The organism is Gilliamella sp. B3783 (assembly GCF_026536125.1).
Classification (GTDB): domain Bacteria; phylum Pseudomonadota; class Gammaproteobacteria; order Enterobacterales; family Orbaceae; genus Gilliamella.
The window spans coordinates 54738-80177 of sequence record NZ_JAFNOU010000004.1; the positions used below are offsets into that span (position 1 = coordinate 54738).

Annotated in this window: 21 protein-coding genes; 12 read left to right on the plus strand and 9 right to left on the minus strand. The window is 34.6% G+C overall.

Annotation, left to right across the window (positions count from 1 at the left end; translation table 11 throughout):
• Positions 1-60 precede the first annotated feature (60 nt).
• Complete coding sequence (locus tag J3U59_RS05010; RefSeq protein ID WP_267333611.1) at positions 61-366, plus strand: ComEA family DNA-binding protein; 306 nt, start codon at positions 61-63, stop codon at positions 364-366.
• A gap of 55 nt (positions 367-421) precedes the next feature.
• Here J3U59_RS05010 and priA read toward each other — a convergent pair whose 3' ends face one another.
• On the minus strand, positions 422-2593 hold the full coding sequence (gene priA / locus J3U59_RS05015) for a primosomal protein N' (RefSeq protein ID WP_267333610.1): 2172 nt from the start codon (positions 2591-2593) through the stop codon (positions 422-424).
• 224 nt (positions 2594-2817) lie between these two features.
• Between priA and moaC the strand changes: the two genes are divergently transcribed.
• The 5 genes from moaC to J3U59_RS05040 all read left to right on the plus strand — a co-directional run bounded on the left by moaC (position 2818) and on the right by J3U59_RS05040 (position 6764).
• Positions 2818-3294 (plus strand): cyclic pyranopterin monophosphate synthase MoaC, encoded by a 477-nt coding sequence (gene moaC, locus J3U59_RS05020; protein WP_267333609.1) that lies wholly within the window; start codon positions 2818-2820, stop codon positions 3292-3294.
• 18 nt (positions 3295-3312) lie between these two features.
• Positions 3313-3558, plus strand: a complete 246-nt coding sequence (moaD, locus tag J3U59_RS05025) for a molybdopterin synthase sulfur carrier subunit (RefSeq protein ID WP_065633944.1) — start codon at positions 3313-3315, stop codon at positions 3556-3558.
• A gap of 4 nt (positions 3559-3562) precedes the next feature.
• Positions 3563-4006 carry a molybdopterin synthase catalytic subunit MoaE gene (gene moaE, locus J3U59_RS05030; protein ID WP_267333608.1) on the plus strand — a complete coding sequence of 148 codons (444 nt, stop codon included), beginning with the start codon at positions 3563-3565 and terminating at the stop codon, positions 4004-4006.
• Positions 4007-4065: 59 nt separating this feature from the next.
• Positions 4066-4764 (plus strand): Bax inhibitor-1 family protein, encoded by a 699-nt coding sequence (locus J3U59_RS05035; RefSeq protein ID WP_267333607.1) that lies wholly within the window; start codon positions 4066-4068, stop codon positions 4762-4764.
• A gap of 179 nt (positions 4765-4943) precedes the next feature.
• Positions 4944-6764: a sulfatase-like hydrolase/transferase gene (locus J3U59_RS05040; protein WP_267333606.1), complete on the plus strand. Its 1821-nt coding sequence runs from the start codon at positions 4944-4946 to the stop codon at positions 6762-6764.
• 43 nt (positions 6765-6807) lie between these two features.
• On the opposite strand, the gene sppA is transcribed toward J3U59_RS05040, so the two are convergent.
• The 6 genes from sppA to pcnB form a co-directional block, all read right to left on the minus strand.
• Entirely contained in the window at positions 6808-8631 is a 1824-nt protein-coding gene (gene sppA / locus J3U59_RS05045) for a signal peptide peptidase SppA (protein ID WP_267333605.1), read from the minus strand.
• Positions 8632-8654: 23 nt separating this feature from the next.
• Positions 8655-9473 carry a bis(5'-nucleosyl)-tetraphosphatase (symmetrical) ApaH gene (apaH, locus tag J3U59_RS05050; protein ID WP_267333604.1) on the minus strand — a complete coding sequence of 273 codons (819 nt, stop codon included), beginning with the start codon at positions 9471-9473 and terminating at the stop codon, positions 8655-8657.
• Positions 9474-9477: 4 nt separating this feature from the next.
• Positions 9478-10275 (minus strand): 16S rRNA (adenine(1518)-N(6)/adenine(1519)-N(6))-dimethyltransferase RsmA, encoded by a 798-nt coding sequence (gene rsmA, locus J3U59_RS05055; protein WP_267333603.1) that lies wholly within the window; start codon positions 10273-10275, stop codon positions 9478-9480.
• On the minus strand, positions 10268-11581 hold the full coding sequence (gene surA / locus J3U59_RS05060; RefSeq protein WP_267333602.1) for a peptidylprolyl isomerase SurA: 1314 nt from the start codon (positions 11579-11581) through the stop codon (positions 10268-10270). Before surA ends, rsmA begins: the two co-directional genes overlap by 8 nt.
• A gap of 81 nt (positions 11582-11662) precedes the next feature.
• The gene (gene lptD / locus J3U59_RS05065; RefSeq protein ID WP_267333601.1) at positions 11663-14026 is read right to left on the minus strand and encodes an LPS assembly protein LptD; all 2364 of its coding nucleotides are present in this window, start codon (positions 14024-14026) and stop codon (positions 11663-11665) included.
• A gap of 74 nt (positions 14027-14100) precedes the next feature.
• Positions 14101-15402: a polynucleotide adenylyltransferase PcnB gene (pcnB, locus tag J3U59_RS05070; RefSeq protein ID WP_267372816.1), complete on the minus strand. Its 1302-nt coding sequence runs from the start codon at positions 15400-15402 to the stop codon at positions 14101-14103.
• Between the two features lie 484 nt (positions 15403-15886).
• Here pcnB and oxyR point away from each other — a divergent pair, with 484 nt between their 5' ends.
• The 3 genes from oxyR to J3U59_RS05085 all read left to right on the plus strand — a co-directional run bounded on the left by oxyR (position 15887) and on the right by J3U59_RS05085 (position 18718).
• On the plus strand, positions 15887-16813 hold the full coding sequence (gene oxyR, locus J3U59_RS05075; protein WP_065633934.1) for a DNA-binding transcriptional regulator OxyR: 927 nt from the start codon (positions 15887-15889) through the stop codon (positions 16811-16813).
• 39 nt (positions 16814-16852) lie between these two features.
• Complete coding sequence (fabR, locus tag J3U59_RS05080; RefSeq protein WP_267333599.1) at positions 16853-17497, plus strand: HTH-type transcriptional repressor FabR; 645 nt, start codon at positions 16853-16855, stop codon at positions 17495-17497.
• A 192-nt stretch (positions 17498-17689) separates the two neighbouring features.
• Positions 17690-18718: an alpha/beta hydrolase family protein gene (locus tag J3U59_RS05085; RefSeq protein ID WP_267333598.1), complete on the plus strand. Its 1029-nt coding sequence runs from the start codon at positions 17690-17692 to the stop codon at positions 18716-18718.
• A gap of 65 nt (positions 18719-18783) precedes the next feature.
• On the opposite strand, the gene pntB is transcribed toward J3U59_RS05085, so the two are convergent.
• Together pntB and pntA are read right to left on the minus strand one after the other, a co-directional pair.
• Positions 18784-20178 carry a Re/Si-specific NAD(P)(+) transhydrogenase subunit beta gene (gene pntB, locus J3U59_RS05090; protein WP_267333597.1) on the minus strand — a complete coding sequence of 465 codons (1395 nt, stop codon included), beginning with the start codon at positions 20176-20178 and terminating at the stop codon, positions 18784-18786.
• Positions 20179-20193: 15 nt separating this feature from the next.
• On the minus strand, positions 20194-21726 hold the full coding sequence (gene pntA, locus J3U59_RS05095) for a Re/Si-specific NAD(P)(+) transhydrogenase subunit alpha (protein WP_267333596.1): 1533 nt from the start codon (positions 21724-21726) through the stop codon (positions 20194-20196).
• A gap of 739 nt (positions 21727-22465) precedes the next feature.
• On the opposite strand from pntA, the gene J3U59_RS05100 reads away from it, so the two are divergent.
• Genes J3U59_RS05100 through J3U59_RS05110 form a run of 3 tightly spaced genes read left to right on the plus strand, consistent with a single transcriptional unit; the run spans position 22466 to position 25374 of the window.
• Positions 22466-23002, plus strand: coding sequence for a hypothetical protein (locus J3U59_RS05100; protein ID WP_267333595.1), 537 nt, complete (start codon positions 22466-22468; stop codon positions 23000-23002).
• Between the two features lie 24 nt (positions 23003-23026).
• Positions 23027-23983 (plus strand): nucleoside hydrolase, encoded by a 957-nt coding sequence (locus J3U59_RS05105; protein ID WP_267333594.1) that lies wholly within the window; start codon positions 23027-23029, stop codon positions 23981-23983.
• Positions 23980-25374 (plus strand): MFS transporter, encoded by a 1395-nt coding sequence (locus J3U59_RS05110; RefSeq protein WP_267333593.1) that lies wholly within the window; start codon positions 23980-23982, stop codon positions 25372-25374. The genes J3U59_RS05105 and J3U59_RS05110 overlap by 4 nt, the downstream gene beginning before the upstream one ends.
• The last annotated feature ends 66 nt before the right edge of the window (positions 25375-25440 follow it).

Consider the following 25440-nt stretch of genomic DNA (forward strand, 5'->3'; position numbering starts at 1 on the left):
ATTCAATGACATAGTAATAAAGCATATTAATTGCATAACTATATTTAAGAGGTTAATCAAATGAAACTATTTTCCCTAATCTGTCTTTTATTATCGAGTCTAGCGTTTTCTAATGTAAGTTTAGCTGATATGTTACCTAATGAAGTAGCTAAACAAGATCAGCAACAAATAACTCAAGTCAATATCAATACCGCTTCGGCAGAGGAACTCACAAAAGTATTAACAGGAATAGGCGCAAGTAAAGCTAAAAAAATTGTTGAGTATCGTGAAAAATTTGGGCCTTTTGTTTCAGTAGAACAATTAAAAGAGGTATCAGGTATTGGTCAAGCAACATTGGATAAAAATGCTGGTAAAATAGCATTATAACGTAATTAGGCAGCCGACTGAGAACCTCGTCGGCTGTTTATCTAGATGGCTTCGATTAATTATCTATAGGATCAACATCTATGCTCCACCTAACTTTGCTTGATTCATTCCATTTTTCTATTGTTATAATTAATTGATCTAAAATAGTTTGAAGCTTTTGTCGATTAGTATGTTGTACTAATAACTGCCAACGGTTGTACCCCGCTTTTTTGGCTTGATTTGCTGGCATTGGACCAAGTAACCATAAAGCAGGATCGTCACAATGCATTTTTAACCACTCATCTATACGTTGTAAAAATGCTGGTGCATATTGATTATTACGATCTGCTGCACGAATTAATGTCTGGTAACTAAATGGTGGTAATAAGGTTTTTTGACGCTCTAGCAACGTCTGTTTGGCAAACTCTTGATATCCTTGATGAAGCAAAATATTTAATAAAGGATGATCTGGATGATAGGTTTGTAAAATGACTTCACCTGCTTTGGCCTCACGTCCTGCTCTACCAGATACTTGCGTATAGATTTGTGCAAATCGCTCTGTTGCGCGAAAATCACTTGAAAACAATGCACCATCAACATCAACAATACCAACTAAAGTAACATTCGGAAAGTGATGGCCTTTAGCTAAAATTTGGGTACCAACTAAAATGTGAGCACCACCTTGCTCAATAGTTTGTAAATATGTATCGAGTGCACCTTTTTTAGATACAGTATCACGATCAATTCGGCTAATTTTTATTTCTGGAAATAATATTGCTAATTGTTTTTCAAGTTGTTCGGTACCAAATCCAACGGGTACTAAGTGCGTTGAACCGCATTTAGGGCATTGTTTAGGTACCCCTCTTGGGGTATCGCAATAATGGCAACTGAGTTTATTTTGCTGTTGGTGAAAGGTATACGGTCTATCACAACGTGGGCACTCAGCAATCCAACCACAATCATGGCATATCAATAAAGGTGAAAAACCTCGTCGATTTAAGAATAACATGACTTGATTGTTATTGTTTAGATGTTTTTTTATTTGTTCAATAAGGGGTTGAGATAATCCAGCCGATAAGACTAATCCTCTTATATCTAAGATAGATTGTTTTGCTAGTTGTGCATTTCCTGCTCGTTTAGTTAACTGTAATAATTGATAACGGTGATTTTGGACATTATTCAAGGTTTCAAGTGACGGTGTTGCAGAACCTAATAATATAGGGATATTATCGAATTTGGCACGAATAATGGCTAAATCCCTTGCATTATAACGCCATCCTTCTTGTTGTTTATAAGAGCTATCATGTTCTTCATCAATAATAATTATGCCCAAGTCTTTAAACGGTGTAAAAACTGAAGAGCGAGTACCAACGACAATGGCATTTTCACCATTCTTACTCCTTAACCAAACATTCAACCGTTGCTTATCGGTTAATCCTGAATGTAAAATATCAATCGGTGCGTTAAAGCGTTGTTCAAAACGTCTAATTGTTTGTGGCGTTAAACTAATTTCGGGTACTAATACTAAAGCCTGTTTGCCTTTTGCTAAAATGCCAGTAAGGACATTTAAATAAACTTCCGTTTTACCTGATCCAGTGATCCCTTCTAACAAAAATACTGAAAAATGATCATTTTGTTGATTGATGGTATTAATGGCTTGGATTTGTTCGTTATTTAATACAATAGTATTGCGATTAGTTGAAAAACTAGATTGCCATGGAATGTTATTTGGTTGTTGACTGATTTGGGTAATCAATTGTTTTTTTTGTAACTGATGATATACAGTTAAGCTTAAATCTGAATCATGCAACTGATTATTTCTAAATAAAGATAATAACAATTTTTGTTTTGGTGCTCTTGATAATGTATTTAAATCAATATGTTGACCTAATTGCGTCAGTTGCCATTGTTTAATTTCATCTTGGCAAGCTTTGCGACCTTGGCGTAGCAAAATAGGCATAGCGTGAAACAAAACTTCGCCAATGGGATAATGATAGTAATTAGCTGCCCAATTTAATAATTTCCAAATTGAATTTGTGAACAACGGTTGCTTGTCAATTATTGAGACAATCGATTTTAAGTGTTTAATTTCAATGTCGGTTTGCTGATCTATTTTAACAATAATACCTATAGCAAAACGTTTACCAAAAGGGACTTTTACCCGCATACCCACTTGAGCAGGTGAAGTTAAGCAATAGTCATAAAGTTGGTAAAGCGGTACCGGTAAGGCTACATGAGCGATCAGCATTAAGTGTCACAAGTAAAATTAATCAAGGTCAATATTGTACTGAGTTTTTATATAACTCGCAAAAGCTAGCTGACATCATTTGTTTTTTTATGGATTTTATCTAATAAGTTTGCGATTAAACTTTAAAATTTAAATGGTAACCCATTGATCGAAATATGGTATCGTTTTATAAAATTTGTTATCTTGGCAGATTAGAATTAGTGATATTTTTTAAGGAGTACAAAATGCCAGAAAACTTTTCACATATTAATCATAATGGTGATGCACATATGGTTGATGTGTCTAATAAACAAATAACGGCACGGGAAGCAAGAGCTGAGTCACAGGTTATGATGAACTCAGCAACATTAAACATGATTATTGAAGGTAAACATCACAAAGGTGACGTTTTTGCCACTGCTAGAATTGCAGGTATTCAAGCCGCTAAAAAAACTTGGGAACTTATTCCCCTTTGTCATCCGCTTTTACTGAGTAAAGTTGAAGTTAATATTGAAGCTGATATTGTTAATTCTTGTGTTAGAATTGAGTCCGTATGTCGATTGCAAGGTCAAACAGGTGTTGAAATGGAAGCATTGGTTGCTGCATCTGTAGCGGCTTTAACGATATATGATATGTGTAAAGCTGTACAAAAAGACATGGTTATCACTCAAGTAAGATTATTAACTAAAACGGGTGGTAAATCGGGTGATTTTGCAATCTAATACTAAAATAGTCAAAGTATGAATAGAATTATTTTTTTTGCTCAAATAAGAGAGCTCATTGGTGTTGAAAGTATCTTATTAGATGTTAGTCAATTGTCGATTTCTGACCTTTTACAAAAATTAAGCCAGCAAGGCAATAAATGGTCAATGGCATTAACAGAAAAAACTGTATTATGTGCTGTTAATCAATCATTGGTCGATTTTGATTATATAATACAACCTGATGATGAAATCGCTTTTTTTCCTCCTGTGACAGGCGGCTGAAAATATGGATATCATTCAAGTTGGTGATGAGCATATAGATGCCAACAAATTAAGTGCTTGGTTATCAGAACTATCGCAAGACGGTGCGGTTGTAACATTTATAGGTAAAGTTCGTTCAGTTGATGAGCTGCCTCTTAGCCTTTTTTTAGAACACTATTCTGGCATGACAGAAAAAGTACTACGTCAAATTGTTAATCAAGCTCGTGAGCGTTGGCAATTAAGTCGTGTGGCCGTGATTCACCGAGTAGGTGAAATAAATAATAATGAACAAATCGTTTTTGTCGGAGTCAGTAGTGCCCATCGTGCGGATGCTTTTGCTGCGGCTGAATTTATAATGGATGTATTAAAAACACAAGCGCCTTTTTGGAAAAAAGAACGTACAGGTAATGGGGATAATTGGGTCGAGCCTAAAAATTCTGATATACAAGCATTGAAAAAATGGCTTTAATCTCCATTTAATATATAATAGATTGAGTATGTTACATAATATTTTATAAGAGGTAAAGGATGGCAAATTATTCATCTAATAGTTCAATAATCGAAAAATCGACAAGTCGTGTACAAACCTATATGAGTCATGTTTACGGCTGGATGACTGTTGGACTATTATTAACAGCTTTAGTTGCATGGTATGCATCAACTAATCTGCAATTATTACAGTTATTATATCGAGGTATGTGGGTATTATTAATTGCTGAGCTAGGGCTTGTTTTTGTTATTTCTGGTTTTATCAATCGTTTATCTGGCGCAGCGGCAACCACATTGTTTATGCTCTATTCTGTTTTAAATGGTTGTACGTTTTCTATCTATTTTATAGTTTATACTTCGTCTTCGATTGCGAGTGTATTTTTTATTACAGCAGGCATGTTTGCTGCGATGGCTTTTTATGGCTATACCACAAAACGTGATTTATCAGCCTTCGGTCGCTTTTTATTTATGGGACTAATTGGTATTGTGATTGCCTCATTGGTTAATCTCTTTTTAAAGAGTGAGCCATTAATGTGGGCTGTAACTTACATTGGCGTGTTTGTTTTTGCAGGATTAACTGCTTATGATAATCAAAAACTCAAAGAGTTAGGTGAAAATATATCTTATGATGATCAAAATGTATTTAGACGTTTTGTCATTTTAGGTGCATTAACTTTATATCTTGATTTCATTAACTTGTTCATTATGCTGCTAAGGATTTTTGGCGATCGTCGATAATGGTATTTTTATAGATTTAAAGGGCTCTATTAAGAGCCTTTTTTGTTAGTTTTTTATTAGTAATTTGTTTTTTTAGTCTTTTATATTAAAATTTTCGCGGAAAATACTGTGTTTTAATATAGAATACCGTTTTTTATTTCTTATATACTTAATATTAAGTTTAATATTAGAGAATTACTGTGAAAAAATTATATTCCTTTGTTCTAATAAACATTTTTATTTCATCAATCATTGCCATTCGTTATTTTGTTGTTCCTGGAGCGTTATTTAATTGGACCGGAATTACCTTTTCAATTTTCGCAGTAATTGGACACTTTTTCTCAGTTTATTTATTGCTTTTAATTATTTGTATTCCGCTGCTTTGGATAAAACCATGTCTTCGTAATCTCATTTTGATTGTATTATTTGGTTTTTTTCAAATTGGATTATTTATTGATACTATAGTTTTTCAACAATACCGATTTCACATAAATCTCTCTGTTTTATCAATGGTATTTTCTGGGCAGGTGGTGGATTTTTCGCTATTCACTTATTGCTTGATGTTGACATTAATCATTGTTTCACTTTGCTTAGAGTGCTTTATTCTTTATTGGATTAATAACAAATTTGCAATAGTACACGCTAAGTCTAAATTTCTACGTTTATCTACTATTTTTCTTATTTTTGCTTTTTTTATTAGCCATATTGTGCACATGATTGCTTTTTATTATGCTTATTCTCCAATTATGGTAGTAAAAGAATATATTCCCTTATATCGTCCGTTTACATCAAAAAAAATAATGGAATTTTTTGATAAACAAGGGCAACGAAAAGTTATTTATGAAAAAGATGATGAACATACAGGAATTCATTATCCTAAACATACGCTTATTATTAATTCTGATAACAATAAACCTCAAAATATTATGTTTATTGTATTAGACTCTTGGCGTTATGATACATTTAGTGAGCAAATTTCTCCTAATACTTATCATTTTGCACAACAAAATAATGGTGTTATTTTCAATAATCATTATTCAACAGGTAACGCTACTCGGACAGGTATCTTTGGGTTATTTTATGGTATCCCTGGTACTTACTGGGATGCCTTTTTGCGTAATAGTGTTCCATCTTTGTTCGTTACGACATTACAAAAAGAAAATTTTAATATTGGTATTTTTACCTCAGCTAAGGTGACTGCCCCTGAATTTGATCGCACCGTATTTGCAACAATTAAAAATTTAAGAATAAGTAGTCACGATGGCCGAGCTTCAAGTCGCGATAAACAGATCACAAACGATTGGTTAGCATGGTATAAACAACGTGATACCTCTAAACCAAGTTTCTCATTTTTATTTTATGACGCACCTCACGCTTATGATTTTCCAGATGATTTTGAGGTAAAATTTAAGCCAATTGGTGACCTTGATTATATGACATTAAATAATAATACTGATCCTGTGCCAATTTTCAATCGTTATAAACAAAGCGTCTATTATGATGATTATTTATTGCAAAATGTTTATGATGAACTAATTAGATCGGGAACGTTAGATAATACGTTAATTATTATTACTGGTGACCATGGTCAAGAAATGAATGATAATAAGCTTGGTTTTTGGGGGCACAATGGTAATTATACCGATGCTCAAACCAAAGTTCCGTTTATCATTATTGGCGCTAAAAATTTAGAGCAGTTAAAAGATAATGCCGCTAAACTGACTAGTCACGAAGATGTAGTACCGTCATTAATGAAACATTATTTATATGTGGAAAATGATATAAGTGATTATTCAACAGGGTATGATTTATTTAACCCAATCACTAATCGTAACTGGTTATTGATGTCAAATTATAGTTCCTATGCTGTTCGCACACCGGATAATATTTATCTTGTTAACAGACTAGGTATTAGTCATTATATGGATTCGCACAATCATGAGATTGATGCAACGCCTAACTATAGCTATATCCAAGCGGCAATAGGCAATATGCGTTATTTTTATCAACCTTCGAACTAGTTATTTCTCTATCCTTTTATTCAAAAGGATAGAGAAGATATTCTTAACGAACATCAGCGCAGTTTAAACAATAAATATAGCGGTTTTGGCTATCGTGAAATTTATTCCATAAAGACACTTGTTGTTTTAACTGTTTAGCTTGTGGTAATTGATCAAAAAATATTTCGGCAGTTGATTTTGGCAGCATTGTTAGCATTTCAGAATAAAAACTATTGAACCAACTGACATCTGGTTTAAGCCAGTCAATTTTGTAATCCGTTAAATTGGCCAATGTAGCGGCTGTTTCGATAGCATCATCAAAATCACCAAGTTTATCAACTAAACCAATGTTACTTGCTTCTGAACCTAACCAAACTTGACCTTGGGCTATTTTATCCACTTGTTCTGTTGACATATTTCTTGCTTTAGCAACCAATGAAATAAAGGTATTGTATCCATTATCAATATTCATTTGTATAAGTTGGCTCATTTCATCCGGTAGATTTCGAGTAACACTATTATTCGCAAGTGGTGATGTCGCAACTCCATCATTGTAAACACCAATGTGAGATAATGATTTTTCAAAAGTTGGAATAATACCAAAAATACCGATAGAGCCGGTAATTGTATTCGGGCTAGCAATAATGTAATCTGATGCTGTCGATATCCAATATCCACCAGATGCGGCCATTCCGCCCATTGAAACTACTACAGGAATTTGATAACTGCGTAGTGCTTCTAATTCACTGCGAATGGCCTCTGAGGCGTCAACACTTCCGCCAGGACTATTAACTCGTAATATAACAGCTTGAACATTTTGATTATCCAAGTTGTTACGGATATTTCTAAGCTGTTCAACAATATCTAGGCTGCCAGCTATATCAGTATTATTTTCACTGTCAGTTATCGTACCATTGACAAAAACAACAGCGATTAATGGTTTATCGTCAGTTTGTTCATCTTTTTCTGTCAATTTATAGTCATAAATACTTAATTGATGTTGATTCTGAACAATATCGAGATCATATTGATAATTGGATGCAACAACGTCTACTAAACCAGTAGATAACGCATATTGACTCATACTTCCTTTAGATGCTTTTAACTCTGATAACATATCATCAGGATTGGGAACTAATTGACTAGGGGCTTTTTTACGTTGTACCGAAATATCATTAAGATAATTTTCCCACATGGCTGAAAGCCAGCGCGTCGTATTGCTTTTTGCTGCATCTGACATATCGTCTCGAATGAATGGTTCAATTGCAGATTTGTATGTGCCTACTCGGAAAACATGAGTATTAATTTTTAAATTATCTAATAAGGTTTTATAATACAGATTATTGGCTGATAACCCGTATACACTGACTGCACCTAATGGTGTTAAATAAATTTTATTGGCATAACTGGCTAGATAATATTGGCTTTGATTAAAATTGGAACCAATTGCATAAATTGGCTTATTGGCTTCTCTAAATTTGGATAAATATTTACCCACATATTGTAATGAGCTCATATCTGCCCCAACAAAATTATCCAATTTTAAAACCATACCATCAATATTAGGATCTGTTGTTGCTTGCGCTATTTTTTGTGTTAATTCAAATAAACTATTTTCACGAGAAGTATTTACTTTTTTGCCATATATTTTATTTTGTAACGCATAAATTTCATCGTCATATCGCGTACTATCAACAATAACACCTTCTAAATCAAGTACAAGCGTGCCATATTGTGGAACCACATCCTGTTTTTTCAAATCTTTTATCAGTTCAATACCACTAAAAATAAGAATAATAGCAATAAAAAATATTATATTTAGAAAAATTTGTCTAAAAACGTTGATGGTTTTCCAAATTAATTTTATGACTGATAATACAGATATCATAATTAGCCCTTTTAGTCGTAATGTTAGCTTTTCGCTTCTATATTTCGTTTTTTGAAATATTTTTTATCTTCAAAACGCAAGCATGTTAATTTACCGCCCCAACAACAGCCAGTATCGAGAGCATAAATATTATCTGGAGTACCTTTACCATTTAAAGCGGCCCAATGGCCAAAAGCGATACTGTATTGAGCTGGAATTTTTGAAGGTAATAAAAACCAAGGTTTTAGTTTTGAAGGCGCTTGATCTGGTGATTTTTTGAAATAAAAATCAAGTCGGCCATCTTCATAACAAAACCGCATTCGTGTGAGTGCATTAGCAATGTAACGTAACCGATCTAAACCTTGTAAATCACAAGACCATTCATCAGGGAAATTACCGTACATTTTATCGAGAAAAAGTGGATATGAATCACTCGATAACATAACATTTAAATCATTAGCACATTTTTTTAATGTATCGAGATCCCATTGAGGTGAAATACCCGCATGAGTCATAATGAGTTTTAACTTTTCATCTATTTGAACTAATGGTTGTTTACGTAACCAATTCATTAATTCATCGTAATCAGGCGCATTGATCACACTGTCAAGATTATCTTTCTTTTTTGCTAATGTTACATTGGCATAAATCGATAATAAATGTAAATCATGATTACCTAAAACTAAGCGAATTTGACTACTTAAATTTTTTACAAATCTGAGTACGTCTAACGATTTTGGTCCTCTGGCAACCAAATCACCGGTTAACCACAAAGTATCAGATGATGAAAAACTCGCTTTATCAAGCAAACGCATGAACTCATCATAACAACCATGAATATCACCAATGATCAGGTTTGCCATAGTATTATTTCCATGCGTTTGCGAGTTTACAATATTGTTGAACTGACAAATTTTCAGCACGTAAATTAGGATCAATATCTAATTCAATTAATTGGTCTGTTGTAAACATATTACTTAAACTATTGCGAATCGTTTTGCGCCTTTGATTAAAGGCTTCTGTAGTGATGCGAGAAAGTATTTTAACATCATCAACTAAATAAGGTTTTTGTTTGTAGGGAATTAACTTGACAACAGCAGAGTTAACTTTAGGTGCCGGTTTGAACGCGGTAGGCGGAACTTCTAACACAGGAATAATTTGGCAATAATATTGTGCCATTACACTTAATCTTCCATAATCTTTACTATTTGGTGCCGCGACAAGTCGCGTGACTACTTCTTTTTGTAGCATAAAATGCATATCATCAATGATATTGGCATATTCAAATAAATGGAACATTAACGGTGTAGATATGTTATAGGGAAGGTTACCAAATACTCTTAATGGTTTACCTAATTGTTGATTTAACTCATTAAAGTTAAAGGTTAGAGCATCTTGTTCAATAACAGTTAATTTAGTTTTTAAAAAAGGATTATCAATCAATCTACTGGCTAAATCTCTATCAATTTCTATAACTGTTAGATGGTCAACATATTTACTGACTGGCACTGTTAATGCAGCTAGACCAGGACCGATCTCTACAAGAGCCTGATCTGATTTAGGTTGAATAGCAGCGACAATACTTTCAATAATATAATCATCATGTAAAAAGTTTTGCCCGAATCGTTTACGGGCAAAATGACCTTGGTGTACACGGTTAGTCATGTTTTTCTTCACCTGTGATTTTGATATAAGCATCGCCTTTTAATTCTTGGATCCATACTTGCGCTTCTTCACCAAATTTACGGTTGAAAATTAATCGATAGGCTTGATCTTGTTTCACTGCATTTGTACCATCAGTCTGTTTAGTATCGATTAATTGAATCAAATGCCATCCAAACGATGATTTGATTGGTTGACTAATTTCGCCTTTCTTTAATTGAACTAATGCATTTCTAAAACCAGCGTCATAAACATCGGCTCGACTCCAACCTAAATTACCGCCATTTTCAGCAGAGCCAGGGTCTTGAGAATTAGCTTTAGCTGCTGCTTCAAAGGTTGTCGCTCCACTTACTATGGATTTACGGATATCAGACAGTTTTTGTTTGGCAATTTGGTCTGTTACAAGCACATTAGTTTTAATTAAGATATGGCGAGCATTAAATTCATCAATGGTGAATTTTTTCGGTGCTTCAGAACGTGTATCATCAACTTTTAAAATATGTAATCCAACTCCCGATCGAATTGGGCCAATAATACTTCCTTTTGGTGCTCGAATTAATCTTTCTTCAAAAATGGTAGGCAGTTCATTGAGTTTATGCCAGCCCATATCACCACCTTTTAAAGCAAGATCATCATTTGAATATGAGGTAGCTAATTTCGCAAAACTTTCACCTTTTTCGGCTCGACGGATAATGTCGGTTGCTTTGTTAGTCGCATCATCTATTTGTTGTTTAGAGGCTTTTTCTGGAACGGATATAAGAATATGGCTTACTTTAACATCTATATTGTTAGAGGTTTGTTGAGACATATTTTTAGCTAAGTTTTCAACCTCTTTTTCAGAGATTTTAATTCTAGGTCTGACTTCGTTCATTCGGGCTTGGTCTATTAACATATCGTTATGTATACGTTCACGATAAGCGCTATAACTTATCCCCATTGTTGAAAGTTTGCTTCTAAGTTGATCGATTGTCATACCATTTTCTTCTGCAATTTTAGCAATCGCATTGCTCACTTGATCATCACTCACTGTAATTTTAGCTTTAGCGGCTTTTTGCAAGATTAGATTTTCAACAATTAAACGATCAAGAATTTGTTGCCTCAGTACGTTATCATTCGGTAAATTACGTGGATCGGTGCTTGCTTTTATAGTTTTTAACATATCATTAACGTCACTTTCTAATATGACATTGTTATTAACTACTGCAGCAACTTGCTCAACGACTTTAGCGGCAGCATTAGCTGATAAAGGATTAATCACTGCTATACTTAAACTTAAGTTTAAAGCGATAAGTAATTTAGATATTTTCATATTATTCAACTCATTTTATTTGCTACAGTTGACAATAACTGTAATTAAGTTAATTAGTTATGTTGTGCGTTACTAATATAATTATTCAAACGCTGTTGTATAAGGTAGTTTACCAAAATTCAACATTTTTGCTTTTACATCACGATTATGGCCTAAGCCCATTAACTCAAAATTAACTGAAAGTTTATTTTCATATTTACTATCATGGGATATCCAATCCCAATCTGTCAATTTACGTCCATATTGAACAGTCATACCCCAACAGCAGTCACTATAATGTAATCCAACTGAACCATCTGCGGTTTGCCCCAATTTAATATCATAATAATAAGAACCAACAGCATCTATAGTTTGAGATAATGGCCAAGTAGTCACAATACCTGCTTGGGAAATATCTTGTTTATAGCCTCTATATAACGAACTTTTATCTACCGTATTAATATAGTTATGATTAGCATAACGATAAGATAGCTGTAGTAATTTCTCACTTGAAGGACGATACTCAAGTATCGTGTTGGCTAAAGAAATAGTATCAATACGGGTATCGTATTGTACACCACTTCTAAAAATCACATCGTCAGTAATACGCCAGAAATTATCCGATGCCCAAGTAATACTACCTGTATCAGAATTTTTGTCTATTTCGGTATTGTGTTCACTGGTTTTTGATTTAGTAAAATAGGTTATTTGTCCGATTGATAAATTAAATTTTTCTACCTTGCTTTCATCGTAAAAACGAGTCGTCACACCTGTCGCGATATTATTAGCTGATGCAATGCGATCTAACCCACTATAAGGGAGATCTCTAAATAGACCGATATAATCGTATTGTAAGAAAGTAGAATCATAGCTGCCAATATTTGACTGATTGCGATATGGAATATATGTATATTTTACTCGTGGCTCTAAAGTTTGGGTATAACCCTCAATCAGATCAAAATCACGCTCAAAAATGACTTTTCCATCGATACTAAATTTAGGCATAAAACGATTAACACTCTTGTCTAAGTTTTGGTATCTTTCAATAGATTTTTTTATATTATCTTGGTTGTAGTGCGTTGCCATTAAACCACCAGACGCACTTAATGAAGCCCATGTATTGGTGATAGTATAATCAAGAGTAGGTTCAATATGTGCACGCCAAGCTTTCGGATTATTTTTGCCTGAACTTAAAAAGCGTGATACTTGTGAAAAGGTTTTGAATTTAAATGGACCAAAATCATAATTATAATAGTTCATATTTAATTGTGGTTGAGTTTGGTATAGTGAATCTCTAACTCCATCATGGAATGCTTGGAAGTGTCTATAACCCAGAGTAATATCCCAACTAGGATCATTGTAGCCAATTTTATAAAATTGAGTTAAATATCCAGCTGTTTGTGACGCATATTTAGAGTTCAAATCTGTTAGATATTGATTATCGCTTACTCTTGTAGTATCTGCCTTAAAACGCCAATTGTAATTAATTAACTCATCGTTTTTCCAGTAGAATAACCAACGATGGCGGTTATCATCATAATTTTGACCATTTAATAATCTATCTCGATCATCATCATATTTGTTATCATGTTGTAGCCAGTCAAAAGCTACAGTACCTAAACCTAATTGATTTAAATAGCGGAACTCTGTTTGTAACTGAACGCCTCTACGCTGTAATATTCTTGGGGTAAATGTTGCATCATAGTTAGGTGCAATATTCCAATAAATTGGTAACGAAAAATCAATACCATCGACACTATCATAATTTAAATTAGGCATTAGCAAGCCTGAACGGCGTTTATCACCAGTTGGTAACTGTAAATAAGGTGAATATAAAACCGGTACTTTCCCAATACGAAATACTGCATTCCATACTTCAAGTAATTGCTCTTCATTATCATGAATCACTGTGCTACCTTTTACACTCCATGTGCTGTCATCGACAGGACAAGATGTAAAACTACCATTTTTCAAAATAACATAGCGATTTTTTTCAAGCTTCATCTCGTCGGCGTTACCACGGCCTAGTCGGTTAACCAGATGATAATCACTCGGTGTAATATTAGCATCATTATTATCAAGATTCATCAAGGCATCATTGCCTTTAATTCTTATCAAATTATCTTGATAAGTAATATCGCCTTGCAAAGTAACAAGTCGATTATTTTTATCATGAGAATCAATCGTTACTCTATCTGCTTGTACGGTACGATTGCCTTGTTCGACAACTACATCACCTTGATAAATTATTTTGTTTGGATAAAGTGCTTCAAACTGGTTTGCTTCAGCATCAACAGGCAGTGTTTGGATATCACCCTCAACTAATGGGCGATCGAATTTAGGCACATCGATGAGGCATTGTGGATTATTAATAATAGCTTTAGGTAATCCGATAGCATAACTGCTACTATTATAGAGACATAGAGTAACGGTTATTGCGATAAATGAAGGCGCTAATTTTTTCATTAATGATTAAAAGTAATGATGATTATTTTAATTTAAGCATTATAGCGGTTATTTATAAAAGTGCGAATGAAAAATTAATGTTTAGCCCTGCGTTTATTTCTTTTACTCAACTGGTTAACCATGCTAATTCTTTTCTCAATTGAGGTATGTTGGAACTCATCCCACCATTTTGCTAAATCCAATAACTCCCCTTTTTCAATAGATGCCCGCATTTCTAATAAATCATAAGCCGCTCGGAATTTAGGATGTTCTAAAATGGCAAATGCACGTTTACCTTCACGCTTTTTCATACGTAATTGTAGTCGCCAAATATCACCCATTATTGATGTTAAACGTTTTGGAATAGCAATAATTTGACATTGTTCACTTAAAATATCATTGATAGCCATTGAAAAAGCATCATGGAATTGTAAGCCACTTTCAACACACGTTAATTGTGTTTGTTCCATAATCGGATACCAGAAGAAAGCAGCAAATAAAAATGCTGGATTAATACGTTGATTATGAGCAATTCGGTAGTCAGTATTTTTTAACACCTGTTCAATCATCTTTTCTAAATAGCTATTGTTATTTCCGGTAAACAATCGTTGAATGACTGGAAATAATTGTTCAAACAGGTGATACTCTTTTAATAATAGATAGGTTTTGTATCCATGACCTGATTGCAGTAACTTTAATGATTCATCAAATAAACGAGCAGCAGGAATATTTTTTAATAATGGTGCAAGCTCTTTAATTGGTTCAACCGTTGCTTGCTCAATTGTCATATTGAGTTTTGCTGCAAAGCGAATGGTTCTTAACATTCGCACAGGATCTTCTCGATAGCGAGTTTGCGGATCACCAATTAAGCGAATAATACCATTTTGTAAATCTTTTATGCCTCCACAATAATCGCGCAGTGTAAAATCTTTAACACTGTAATAAAGCGCGTTCATTGTAAAATCACGTCGCAAAGCATCTTGTTCAATCGTACCATAGACATTATCACGTAATAACATACCGGTTTGCGATCGTTTGGCAACATTACTTTGTTCATCTTGAAAACTATGTTCGCCACGGAAGGTAGCAACTTCGATAATCTCTTTACCAAACATAATGTGTGCAAGACGAAAACGACGACCGACTAAACGGCAATTTCGAAATGTTTTTTGCACTTGTTCAGGTGTCGCATTCGTGGCGATATCAAAATCTTTTGGTATTTTTCCTAATAAAAGATCGCGAATACAACCACCGACTAAATAAGCTTCATATCCTTGTTTGTTTAAACGATAAAGAACTTTTAATGCATTTTCACTGATATTTTTACGAGAAATATTATGTTCATTACGAGAAATAGAAATATAGCGAGATTGTTTTTGTTCTTCATGGCGAAACATTTTGCGATAAAAGCGAGAGACTTGTTTAAAAATAGTGCACCTCAAACGTGTATGAACCAAAATGGCAATATAGCGCGCGATTATATAATAATTGCTTATAACTTTCCATTTTTCTTATTATCTGAATTTTAATTCGATGAAAAGCAGGTATTTTCTAATTTTAAATGAATATTCTATTTGATTTTTTGGCAATAATTATCAACAATAGCAGTTTATAGAGTAGAATTAGTCATATAGCTTTAAAAGGCATCAATACCTGTTTATACATATTTCATGCATTATTTAACAAGCTGATTAAGGTTTTACTACAACCTATGCTCAAAACGTCTTTTTTAATTCATTGTAGAACACAATAGATATAGGAAGCATATTAAACATTTTGCTTAATTTTTTGAGTAATGTGAGTAATAGTCGTTTAATAGATCGCTCTGACAAAAAGTCAATTGAGTATATAACATTAACTGATAACTTATTGGGGGACATTATGAATATTCGTGATTTGGAATATTTTGTTTCGTTAGCTGAATTTCGTCATTTTCGTAAAGCCGCTGATGCTTGCAATGTGAGTCAACCAACATTAAGTGGACAAATCAGAAAATTGGAAGATGAACTTGGTGTAATGTTGCTGGAACGTACTAGTCGCAAAGTACTATTTACACAAACAGGTATGATGCTTGTTGAACAGGCTAAAGAGATCTTACGCAATATCCAAATTTTAAAAGAGATGGCCAGTCGTCAAGGTGAAGAGATGTCCGGCCCAATGCATATTGGTTTGATACCAACAATTGCACCTTATCTGTTACCACATGTAATAACAGTATTACACGAATCTTTTCCACAACTTGAACTCTATCTACATGAAGCGCAAACTGCCAATATAGTTGCCCAACTTGAGAGTGGCAAGCTTGATTGCGCCATTGTTGCACAGGTTAAAGAAACATCACAATTTATAGAATTGCCATTATTTGATGAGCCGATGTTTTTAGCGGTTCCGGCGACGGACGAACTAGCCAGCAAAAGGACAATTAAACTTTCTAGTTTAAAAGGACATAAGTTTTTAATGTTGGAAGATGGTCATTGTTTACGTGAACATGCAATGGGATATTGTTTTCAAGTCGGAATTGACGAAGACAAACAATTTAAAGCGACAAGTCTTGAGACATTACGCAGTATGATTTCTGCTGGGCGCGGTATTACGTTGTTTCCTGAATTAGCGGCACCAAATGAACGTATTCGTGATAATATTTGCTATATTCCTTGTACTGATCCTGTTCCAGTGCGAAGCATTGCCCTGATATATCGTCCGGGATCGCCATTACGTTCCCGTTATGAAACCATTGCTAAAACAATTCGAGATCACATGCCAAAAGTATTTGCTGAAAAAGAGCGTTTGTTAGAAAAAGCGAATTAATGATTGACTAAGTTAAAATTACCAAAATCGATTGAAATAATGAAAAATGCCAAAACTTCGGGGGTTCGAGCTCAGCAAAAAGAGCGAACTCGTCGCACATTAATAGAAGCTGCATTTAATCAACTTAATGCCGAACAAGGTTTTGCTAGTCTAAGTTTGCGTGAAGTTGCACGTGAAGCTGGTATTGCCGCTACTTCTTTCTATCGGCACTTTCGTGACATGGATGAATTAGGTTTGGCGATGGTTGATGAAAGTGGTTTAACCCTTCGCCAACTTTTGCGACAAGCACGGAAACGTATTGAAAAGGGCGGAAGTGTGTTACGAACCTCTGTTACAACCTTTATTGAATTTATTGATAAAAATCCTAAAGTTTTTTTATTATTACTGCGTGAAAAAGCGGGGACATCATCGGCTTTTCGTTCTGCTATTGCTCGAGAAATTCAACATTTTATTGTTGAATTGGTTGATTATTTAGATAATGCTAATGACATGCCTCATCAATATAATGAAGCTCAAGCTGAAGCAATGGTTACCATTGCTTTTAATGCAGGAGCCGAGGCTTTAGATTTTGACCTAATACAACGCCAAAAATTGATCGAAAATCTTATATTTCAACTTCGTATGGTTTCGCGCGGTGCCTATTACCTTTATCACAAAGAATTGATTAAGCAAGAAAATCACTGATTTTAAATTTTTATACTGACATGTATAGTGAATCTAACGTGTTTTAATAAATTAATGTGTCATATTATTTGTTAAATATTTAATCTGATAAATTTAATTATTGATTAACAAATTGTATTATTTATTCTATTGTTAAGTCTTCATATTCATTCCAGCTGCAAATAGGCAATTTTTTTAATAGAGATAAATTGAATGACTAAATTCTACATTGGCTTGATTGTTTATTTAATCTTCACCTTTAGCAATCATGCTTATTCAGCTGTAGGGTTTAAACAAATCTATCACGATAAACAAAGTAACCGACCGTTGAATATCGCAATATGGTATAAAGCAAATAATCAACAAGATAACGTAATGGTTGGCGATAGTGCTATTTTTTATGGTTATAAAGTTCTATTCAATGCACCCCCTGTTTTAGATTATCGTAAGCATCCCTTAATTGTTCTCTCACATGGTTATGGGGGCAGCCAGCAAAATTTAAGTTGGCTTGCTTATGCGCTGGCCGAAAAAGGATATATTGTTGCCGCACCAAATCATCCAGGGACTACACTGTTTAATAAAGATATTGATCAATCTTCTAAATTATGGTTGCGCCCACAAGACTTGAGTAAAACAATTGATTGTTTGATAGAGGATAAGACTTTAGCAAACTCTATTGATATGAATAATATATCAGCCATTGGGCATTCCCTTGGCGGTTGGACGGTAATTGCACTTGCTGGAGCAAAATTTGATACAGAGCTTTTTAAGCAAGACTGTACAATTCATTCCCATTTAAAAGCGTGCCAATTAGTGACTGAACTCGGTCTTGATAATCCAAAATTAAATCAAAGTTTATTCGATCCAAGAATAAAATCATTTATCTCTTTAGATGCAGGATTAGTCAGAGGTTTTACGTCAAAAAGTTTAAAAGATATTAACATCCCTTCTTTAATTATTGGTGCAGGAGTTGATGTAGGTGATATGGATGCAGAGCTTGAATCAGGCTATTTAATGCAGTTCCTGTCAAAATCACTATCTACTTATACGGTGATACCAGATGCGATGCATTTTAGTTTTATACAAGTTTGTAAACCTAAGGCAATAGAAATATTAGAGCAAGAAGCTCAAGGTGAAGGTATTATTTGTAAGGATGGTGGGAAACGAACTCGAGCCGAGATTCATCGTGAAATAATTAAAGAAATTACTACTTTCTTAGCGCAAATAAATTTGAACCCTTAACGCTTATAAAATTACTGCGGCTAGGCCGCAGTAATATTTTGTATTCTCTATAAGACTAATTGTCATTAAAGATTTTGTAACACTTTTTCAACACTATCTTTGGCATCACCAAATAGCATATAACTATTTTCTTTGAAGAATAGTGGATTTTGAACGCCGGCATAACCGGTATTCATTGAACGTTTAGAAATGATAACCGTTTTAGCTTTCCAAACTTCAAGAACTGGCATACCTGCGATAGGGCTATTTGGATCTTCTTCTGCCGCTGGGTTAACCGTATCATTTGCACCAATGACCCATACAACATCAGTATCAGGGAAGTCGTCATTGATTTCGTCCATTTCAAGTACGATATCGTAAGGTACCTTAGCTTCGGCTAATAATACATTCATATGCCCCGGTAAACGCCCGGCAACAGGGTGGATACCAAATCTCACTTCAATTCCCATAGCTCGTAGTTTTTCAGTAATGTTACTGACTGCACCTTGCGCTTGTGCAACCGCCATACCATAACCTGGAACAATAATAACTGAGCGTGCTTCTTTTAAAGTTTGTGCAACTTCAGCAGGTTGGATTTCGCGATATTCACCTTGTTCTTCTTCTGAAGAGCTTGATGAACTGCCATCGCTACCAAAACCACCGGCAATTACGCTAATAAATGAGCGATTCATTGCTTTACACATAATGTAAGAAAGAATTGCGCCTGAAGAACCAACTAAAGCACCAGTTACAATGAGTAAATCATTACCTAACATAAATCCTGCCGCAGCAGCCGCCCATCCAGAATAGGAGTTAAGCATCGAAATAACAACGGGCATGTCTGCACCACCAATTGATGCAACAAGATGGAAACCAAAGACTAATGCTATAAGTGTCATAATGAGTAAACAAAATAGCGCGCCAGCTCCTGTTTGCAGATTGACAAATGTAAACATGAGTATTACAGATACTACAATAGCAGCAAGGTTCCAATAGTGTTTATTTGGAATAGATAATGGTTTTGAACTAATGCGACCATTTAGTTTGCCAAACGCGACAATCGAACCAGAGAATGTAACCGCACCAATAAAAACACCAACAAATATTTCGACCAAATGAACGGTAATTTCACTCGATGAGAAGGTAAAAATATGTGAGTCTAAAAAGCTATTAAAACCAACGAGTACCGCAGCCATACCAACAAAGCTATGAAGTAGTGCAACGAGTTCTGGCATTTGTGTCATTTCTACTTTTTTGGCTAAATATAAACCAATAGCCGCCCCAATAATCATCGCAATGATGACCCAATGTAATCCACCATTGATACTCGCAATCGCGGCAATAAGGGCAATTGCCATACCGATCATGCCATAGATATTACCCGATTTAGCGGATTCTTGATTGGAAAGACCACGTAGACTGAATATAAACAGTAAGGCAGCAATTACATAAGCTGCTTGAATAATTCCATTACTTAACATTATTGATACTCTCCTTTATTTGCCACGTTGGAACATTTTTAGCATTCTTTGGGTAACAAAGAATCCACCAAAAATATTGATACTAGCAATTAAAATAGCAACAAAGGCAATTGCCGTAGTTAAGCCATTATCATCACCAACTTGTAATATTGCACCAACTAAAATGATGCCTGAAATGGCATTAGTGACTGACATGAGCGGTGTATGTAAAGAATGAGTTACATTCCATACTACGTAATAACCAACTACACATGATAGAGCAAATACGGTAAAGTGACCTAAAAAGCTTTCAGGAACAGAATTAGCCAACCAGAAGAAAGCAATGATTATTAACGCTAAAATGCCATATTTTTTGCGTGGATCCATTGGTTTAGGTTCAGGTTTAGCAACCGGCGCTGCAACTTTTTTCTGCGGTTGTGCTGATACTTGAATTGGCGGTGCAGGCCAAGTGATTTCTTTATCTTTAACAACGGTCACTCCGCGGATAACCACATCGTCAAAATTGATATCAATATTGCCATCTTTTTGTTTAGTCAGTAACTTTAATAAGTTAACGATATTGGTACCATAAAGTTGAGAGGCTTGAGCTGGCATGCGATTTGCCAAATCAGTATAGCCAACAATTTTTACATTGTTATCTGTTTCATAAACTTCACCGGGTTTAGTTAATTCACAGTTACCACCCGTTAATGCAGCTAAATCAACAATCACACTACCAGGTTTCATAGATTCAACCATCTCTTTCGAAATCAGTTTTGGTGCTGGTTTACCTGGAATTAATGCTGTAGTAATAATGATATCAACATCTTTAGCTTGTTCTGCAAATAATGCCATTTCAGCTTCAATAAAGGCAGCAGACATTTGTTTTGCATAACCATCTCCAGAGCCGGCTTCTTCTTCGAAATCTAACTCTAAAAAGTCAGCACCCATACTATTAATTTGTTCAGCAACTTCAGGGCGAGTATCGAAGGCTCGAACAATTGCACCAAGGCTTACTGCTGCGCCAATTGCTGCAAGGCCAGCAACACCAGCACCAATGACTAACACTTTTGCCGGTGGCACTTTACCTGCGGCAGTGACTTGACCTGTAAAGAATCGACCAAACTGGTTGGCAGCTTCAATCACAGAACGATAGCCAGCAATATTTGACATAGAACTTAGTGCATCTAACGATTGCGCACGAGAAATACGTGGCACACAATCCATCGCCATGACTGTAATATTTTTGGCTGCTAATTTTTCTAATAGTTCTTTATGTTGAGCTGGATAAATATAACTGATAAGGGTTAAACCCTCTTTCATTAATGCGATTTCATCATCTGTTGGGGCATGAAATTTTAAAATTAAGTCATTTTGCCAAATATCATGAGTATTTTGAATTGTTGCTCCAGCATCGATAAATGCTTGATCTTCAAAGTGAGCAGCATGCCCTGCACCCTGTTCTACAGAGACTGTAAATCCAAGTTTTAACAGTTGTCCAACTGTTTGTGGAGTTGCTGCAACTCTAGCTTCATTGGCTAACCGCTCTTTTGGTATACCGATATGCATTTCGTTACATCCTTATGTTTAGTGTTTATTAATGATTTTCGATTTTAGCATAAATTAGCGGCAGTGCGAGTAAGGAATTTATTTTTTATCTTCCAAGTCACATTATTATTGTAACTAATAAGTTGGTTGTCGATTCTTTCTTAAATGAAGCAATAATCAATTTATTGTTTGCCGATTTATGGTTGTTATATATTGATTTCATCCATTATTTAAGTTTTGTTTTTATTTTCTAAGTTATGATGTTCGTCACTCTTTTTATCATTTACCTGCGCTATACTGATCAAATAACACGCAAAAAATGAGTCTATTTTTTCGAAAAAAATAAGGTTATTCTGGGATATTTAGATGAACATGAATAATAAAAAATCGTTGTATTTCATATTGTTATAATGAATGGAAAAATAGCAAAGATAAAATACTAAAAGCGAAAAGAAAATTACAGAGTAATATCGGTATTTTGTGTTATATGAATATTGTTATCGCGACCTAATTAACTAGATTGAGTATATAAAAGTATAGGTAAAAAAGTATTAATAATGTAGCCAAAAATTAATTGGATTTGATTACTTGATGTACAAAGAATCATTGGGTTAGCGTCCTTATTATTTGCTATCAAGTATGAATTTTTTTCTTTATATCATTATGATAATAAAGCAACCAAAGATACTTTAATTAACTTTGGTAAAAATAATAATCAAATTAAGTGGCTAATTTAATCAAGGATTGATAAAAAATTGTAATGTTAGAAACGAACTTAAAAAAATCTGATATCTTATTAACGCAACTTGCAAAAACTAGTGATGCTGTTTTTAATGTAATAACATTAGCTAAAGCTTTGGGCATTGAAGTCATTGTTAATCCTAATGCGTATTTTAACAAGATGATACAACTATTACTTTATATCAATCAAATTACATCTAATAAAACTCAAACAAGTTTAATGTTTGGCATTAACGTAAATCGTTTTGATACGTTCAAACTAATTGTTACTAAAATTCATTCCTTTGATATTCAAACCATTATTATTCTATTCAATAGTAATGGGCCTCTCGCTTTTTATGTTAAAAATTATAGGTATATTCAAATTTATGGATTTGTCCTACTTAGCATATTCAACATGGCCAACAATTTTATTTATGCTTTAAGTTTATCACAAGCTGACGGAGAGTTTTTTTACCCGATAGCCGATGGTGCTATTGCATTTTCAGTGGTTGAACGTGAAGGAACATCAACTATGTCATCTTGTCAAAATGTACTTGATAGAATGGCAAATTAAAAATTTACTAGAGGAAAACGCTTAATGACAAATCAACCTAAAAAAATCATTCTTGATTGTGATCCAGGTCATGATGACGCTATTGCCATGTTATTGGCGCATGGGAATCCTAATATTGAATTATTAGCGGTAACAACTGTAGTCGGGAACCAAACATTAGAAAAAGTGACCCGTAATGCGTTATCAGTTGCTCGTATTGCTAACATAACTCATATTCCTTTTGCCGCTGGTGCTGTTCGACCATTAGTGAGGAATGTTGAAATTGCACCAGATATTCATGGTGATTCAGGTCTGGATGGCCCTGTATTACCCGAACCTGCTATACAATTGGACTCTAGACATGCTATTGATTTAATTATCGATACGATTATGGCTCATCCACCCAAAACCATTACCTTGGTCCCAACTGGTGGGTTAACCAATATTGCGATGGCTGCGCGCAAAGAACCCAAAATTGTCGAAAGAGTGAAAGAAGTGGTTTTGATGGGCGGTGGCTATCATGTTGGTAACTGGAGTGCAGTTGCTGAATTTAATATAAAAATCGATCCAGAAGCCGCCCATATAGTATTTAATGAAAAATGGCCTGTGACTATGGTGGGATTAGATTTGACTCATCAAGCTCTCGCAACGCCTGAAGTAATTGAAAAAATCTCAGCAATCAAAACAAAACCAGCAACATTTGTACTTGAAATGCTTGAATTCTTCGGAAAAATGTATAAGCAAGCACAAGGTTTTACTTATCCACCAGTACATGACCCTTGTGCTGTAGCTTATGTTATTAATCCGGATTTAATTAAAACTCGACGAGTTCCTGTTGATATAGAGCTCACAGGAACATTAACTTTAGGCATGACTGTTGCTGATTTTCGTTTTCCAGTCGATGAAACTTGCCATACACAAGTGGCGACAAAACTTGATCATGCAGGTTTTTGGGATTTAATCGTTGATGCGTTACAGCGAATTGGTGAGGTAAATGTATGATTGCACAAAGCAACAATAAAAAAAGTATTTTAACATTAATGGTTGCTTTACTTGCAGCTTGTGTTGCTTTTCAGCTCAATGCAAGTATGTTAAGTCCTGTATTAGTGACTATAGCCAAAGAGTTAGGCACCAATGATGCAGCTGTTGGATTTTCACAAACTTCTTTTTTTACTGCGGCAGCACTGTTTTCACTCTTTCTTCCTCGTTTGAGTGATATCAAAGGTCGTAAAAAAGTATTAACGGTTATGTTGTTGATTATGACAATAGGAACAATATTGGCTGCTGTTGCACCTAATATTGAAGTATTATATGCAGCGCGTATTATTCAAGGCGTATCTGGTCCTGTTGTTCCACTTTGCTTACTTATGCTGAGTTACGAAGTAAAAGATGTCAAACAATATGGCATGTTAATGGGCATTATCACCGCAGTAAACGGTGGTATTGCTGGTGTAGATGCGATAGCAGGTGGTTTACTTGCTACTTATTGGGGCTTTCGTTCTGTATTTTGGGTAATTGCTGTGGTTGCAGCTATTTCGACTTATCTTGTCTATCGTTTTGCTCCAGAATCCAAGCCTTCAGCAGGAACTAAAATGGATTGGTTAGGCGTTATATTAATTGTCCTAACGCTTGCTGCATTATTATTGGCACTTAATGAAGCGGGTAATTTAGCTAATGCAAATTGGTTAATTGTTACTGGCTTAACCGTGTTTGCCATTGTTTGTTTTATTTTATTTTGGAATGTCGAAAAACGAAATAAGCAACCTTTGGTGACAACAACGCATTTGAAAAAACGTGCTACTTGGGCTTTATTGTTAACAACAACCTTAACCATGACAGGTATTTTTGCCATAGTCAATGGTTTAGTTATGTCACTTGCGCAAAATCATGATATAGGATTTGGTCTAAATCCTGATTGGGCGTCATTAATTTTGCTGACACCTTATGCTTTAATTGGTTGGTTTGTTGGACCATTTTCTGGTCGCTTAGCACCAACGATCGGATATAACAATGTCCTCAAATTGGGTTTGATTGGTTGTATTGTTGGTATCTTAGTGATCTTATTTTATGGTGTGCATTCCTTACCTATCTTATCAATCGGTGTAATTGCACTAGGTGTTTTTTACGCAGGCATGGCCAATATTATTTTAAATGGTTTAGGTGTTGTTTTATCACCTGCCGACAATCAAGGATTTTTACCTGGAATGAATGCCGGTGCGTTTAACTTAGGTGCAGGATTAAGTTTTGCGTTGTTACCCGCAGTTCAGATGATAAATGGTAATACAATGACGGGGTATTTTAATGGTATTTTAGTAGGATTAGTGATTACTATTTTAGCGTTATTTAGTAGTTTCTTAATTCCTCGACCAATCAATGCAGAAGTAACGCATTAATTAAAAAACGGGATAACCCATCCCGTTTTTACCTTTTTAAAAATACCAAAATCAAATTCAATTTTA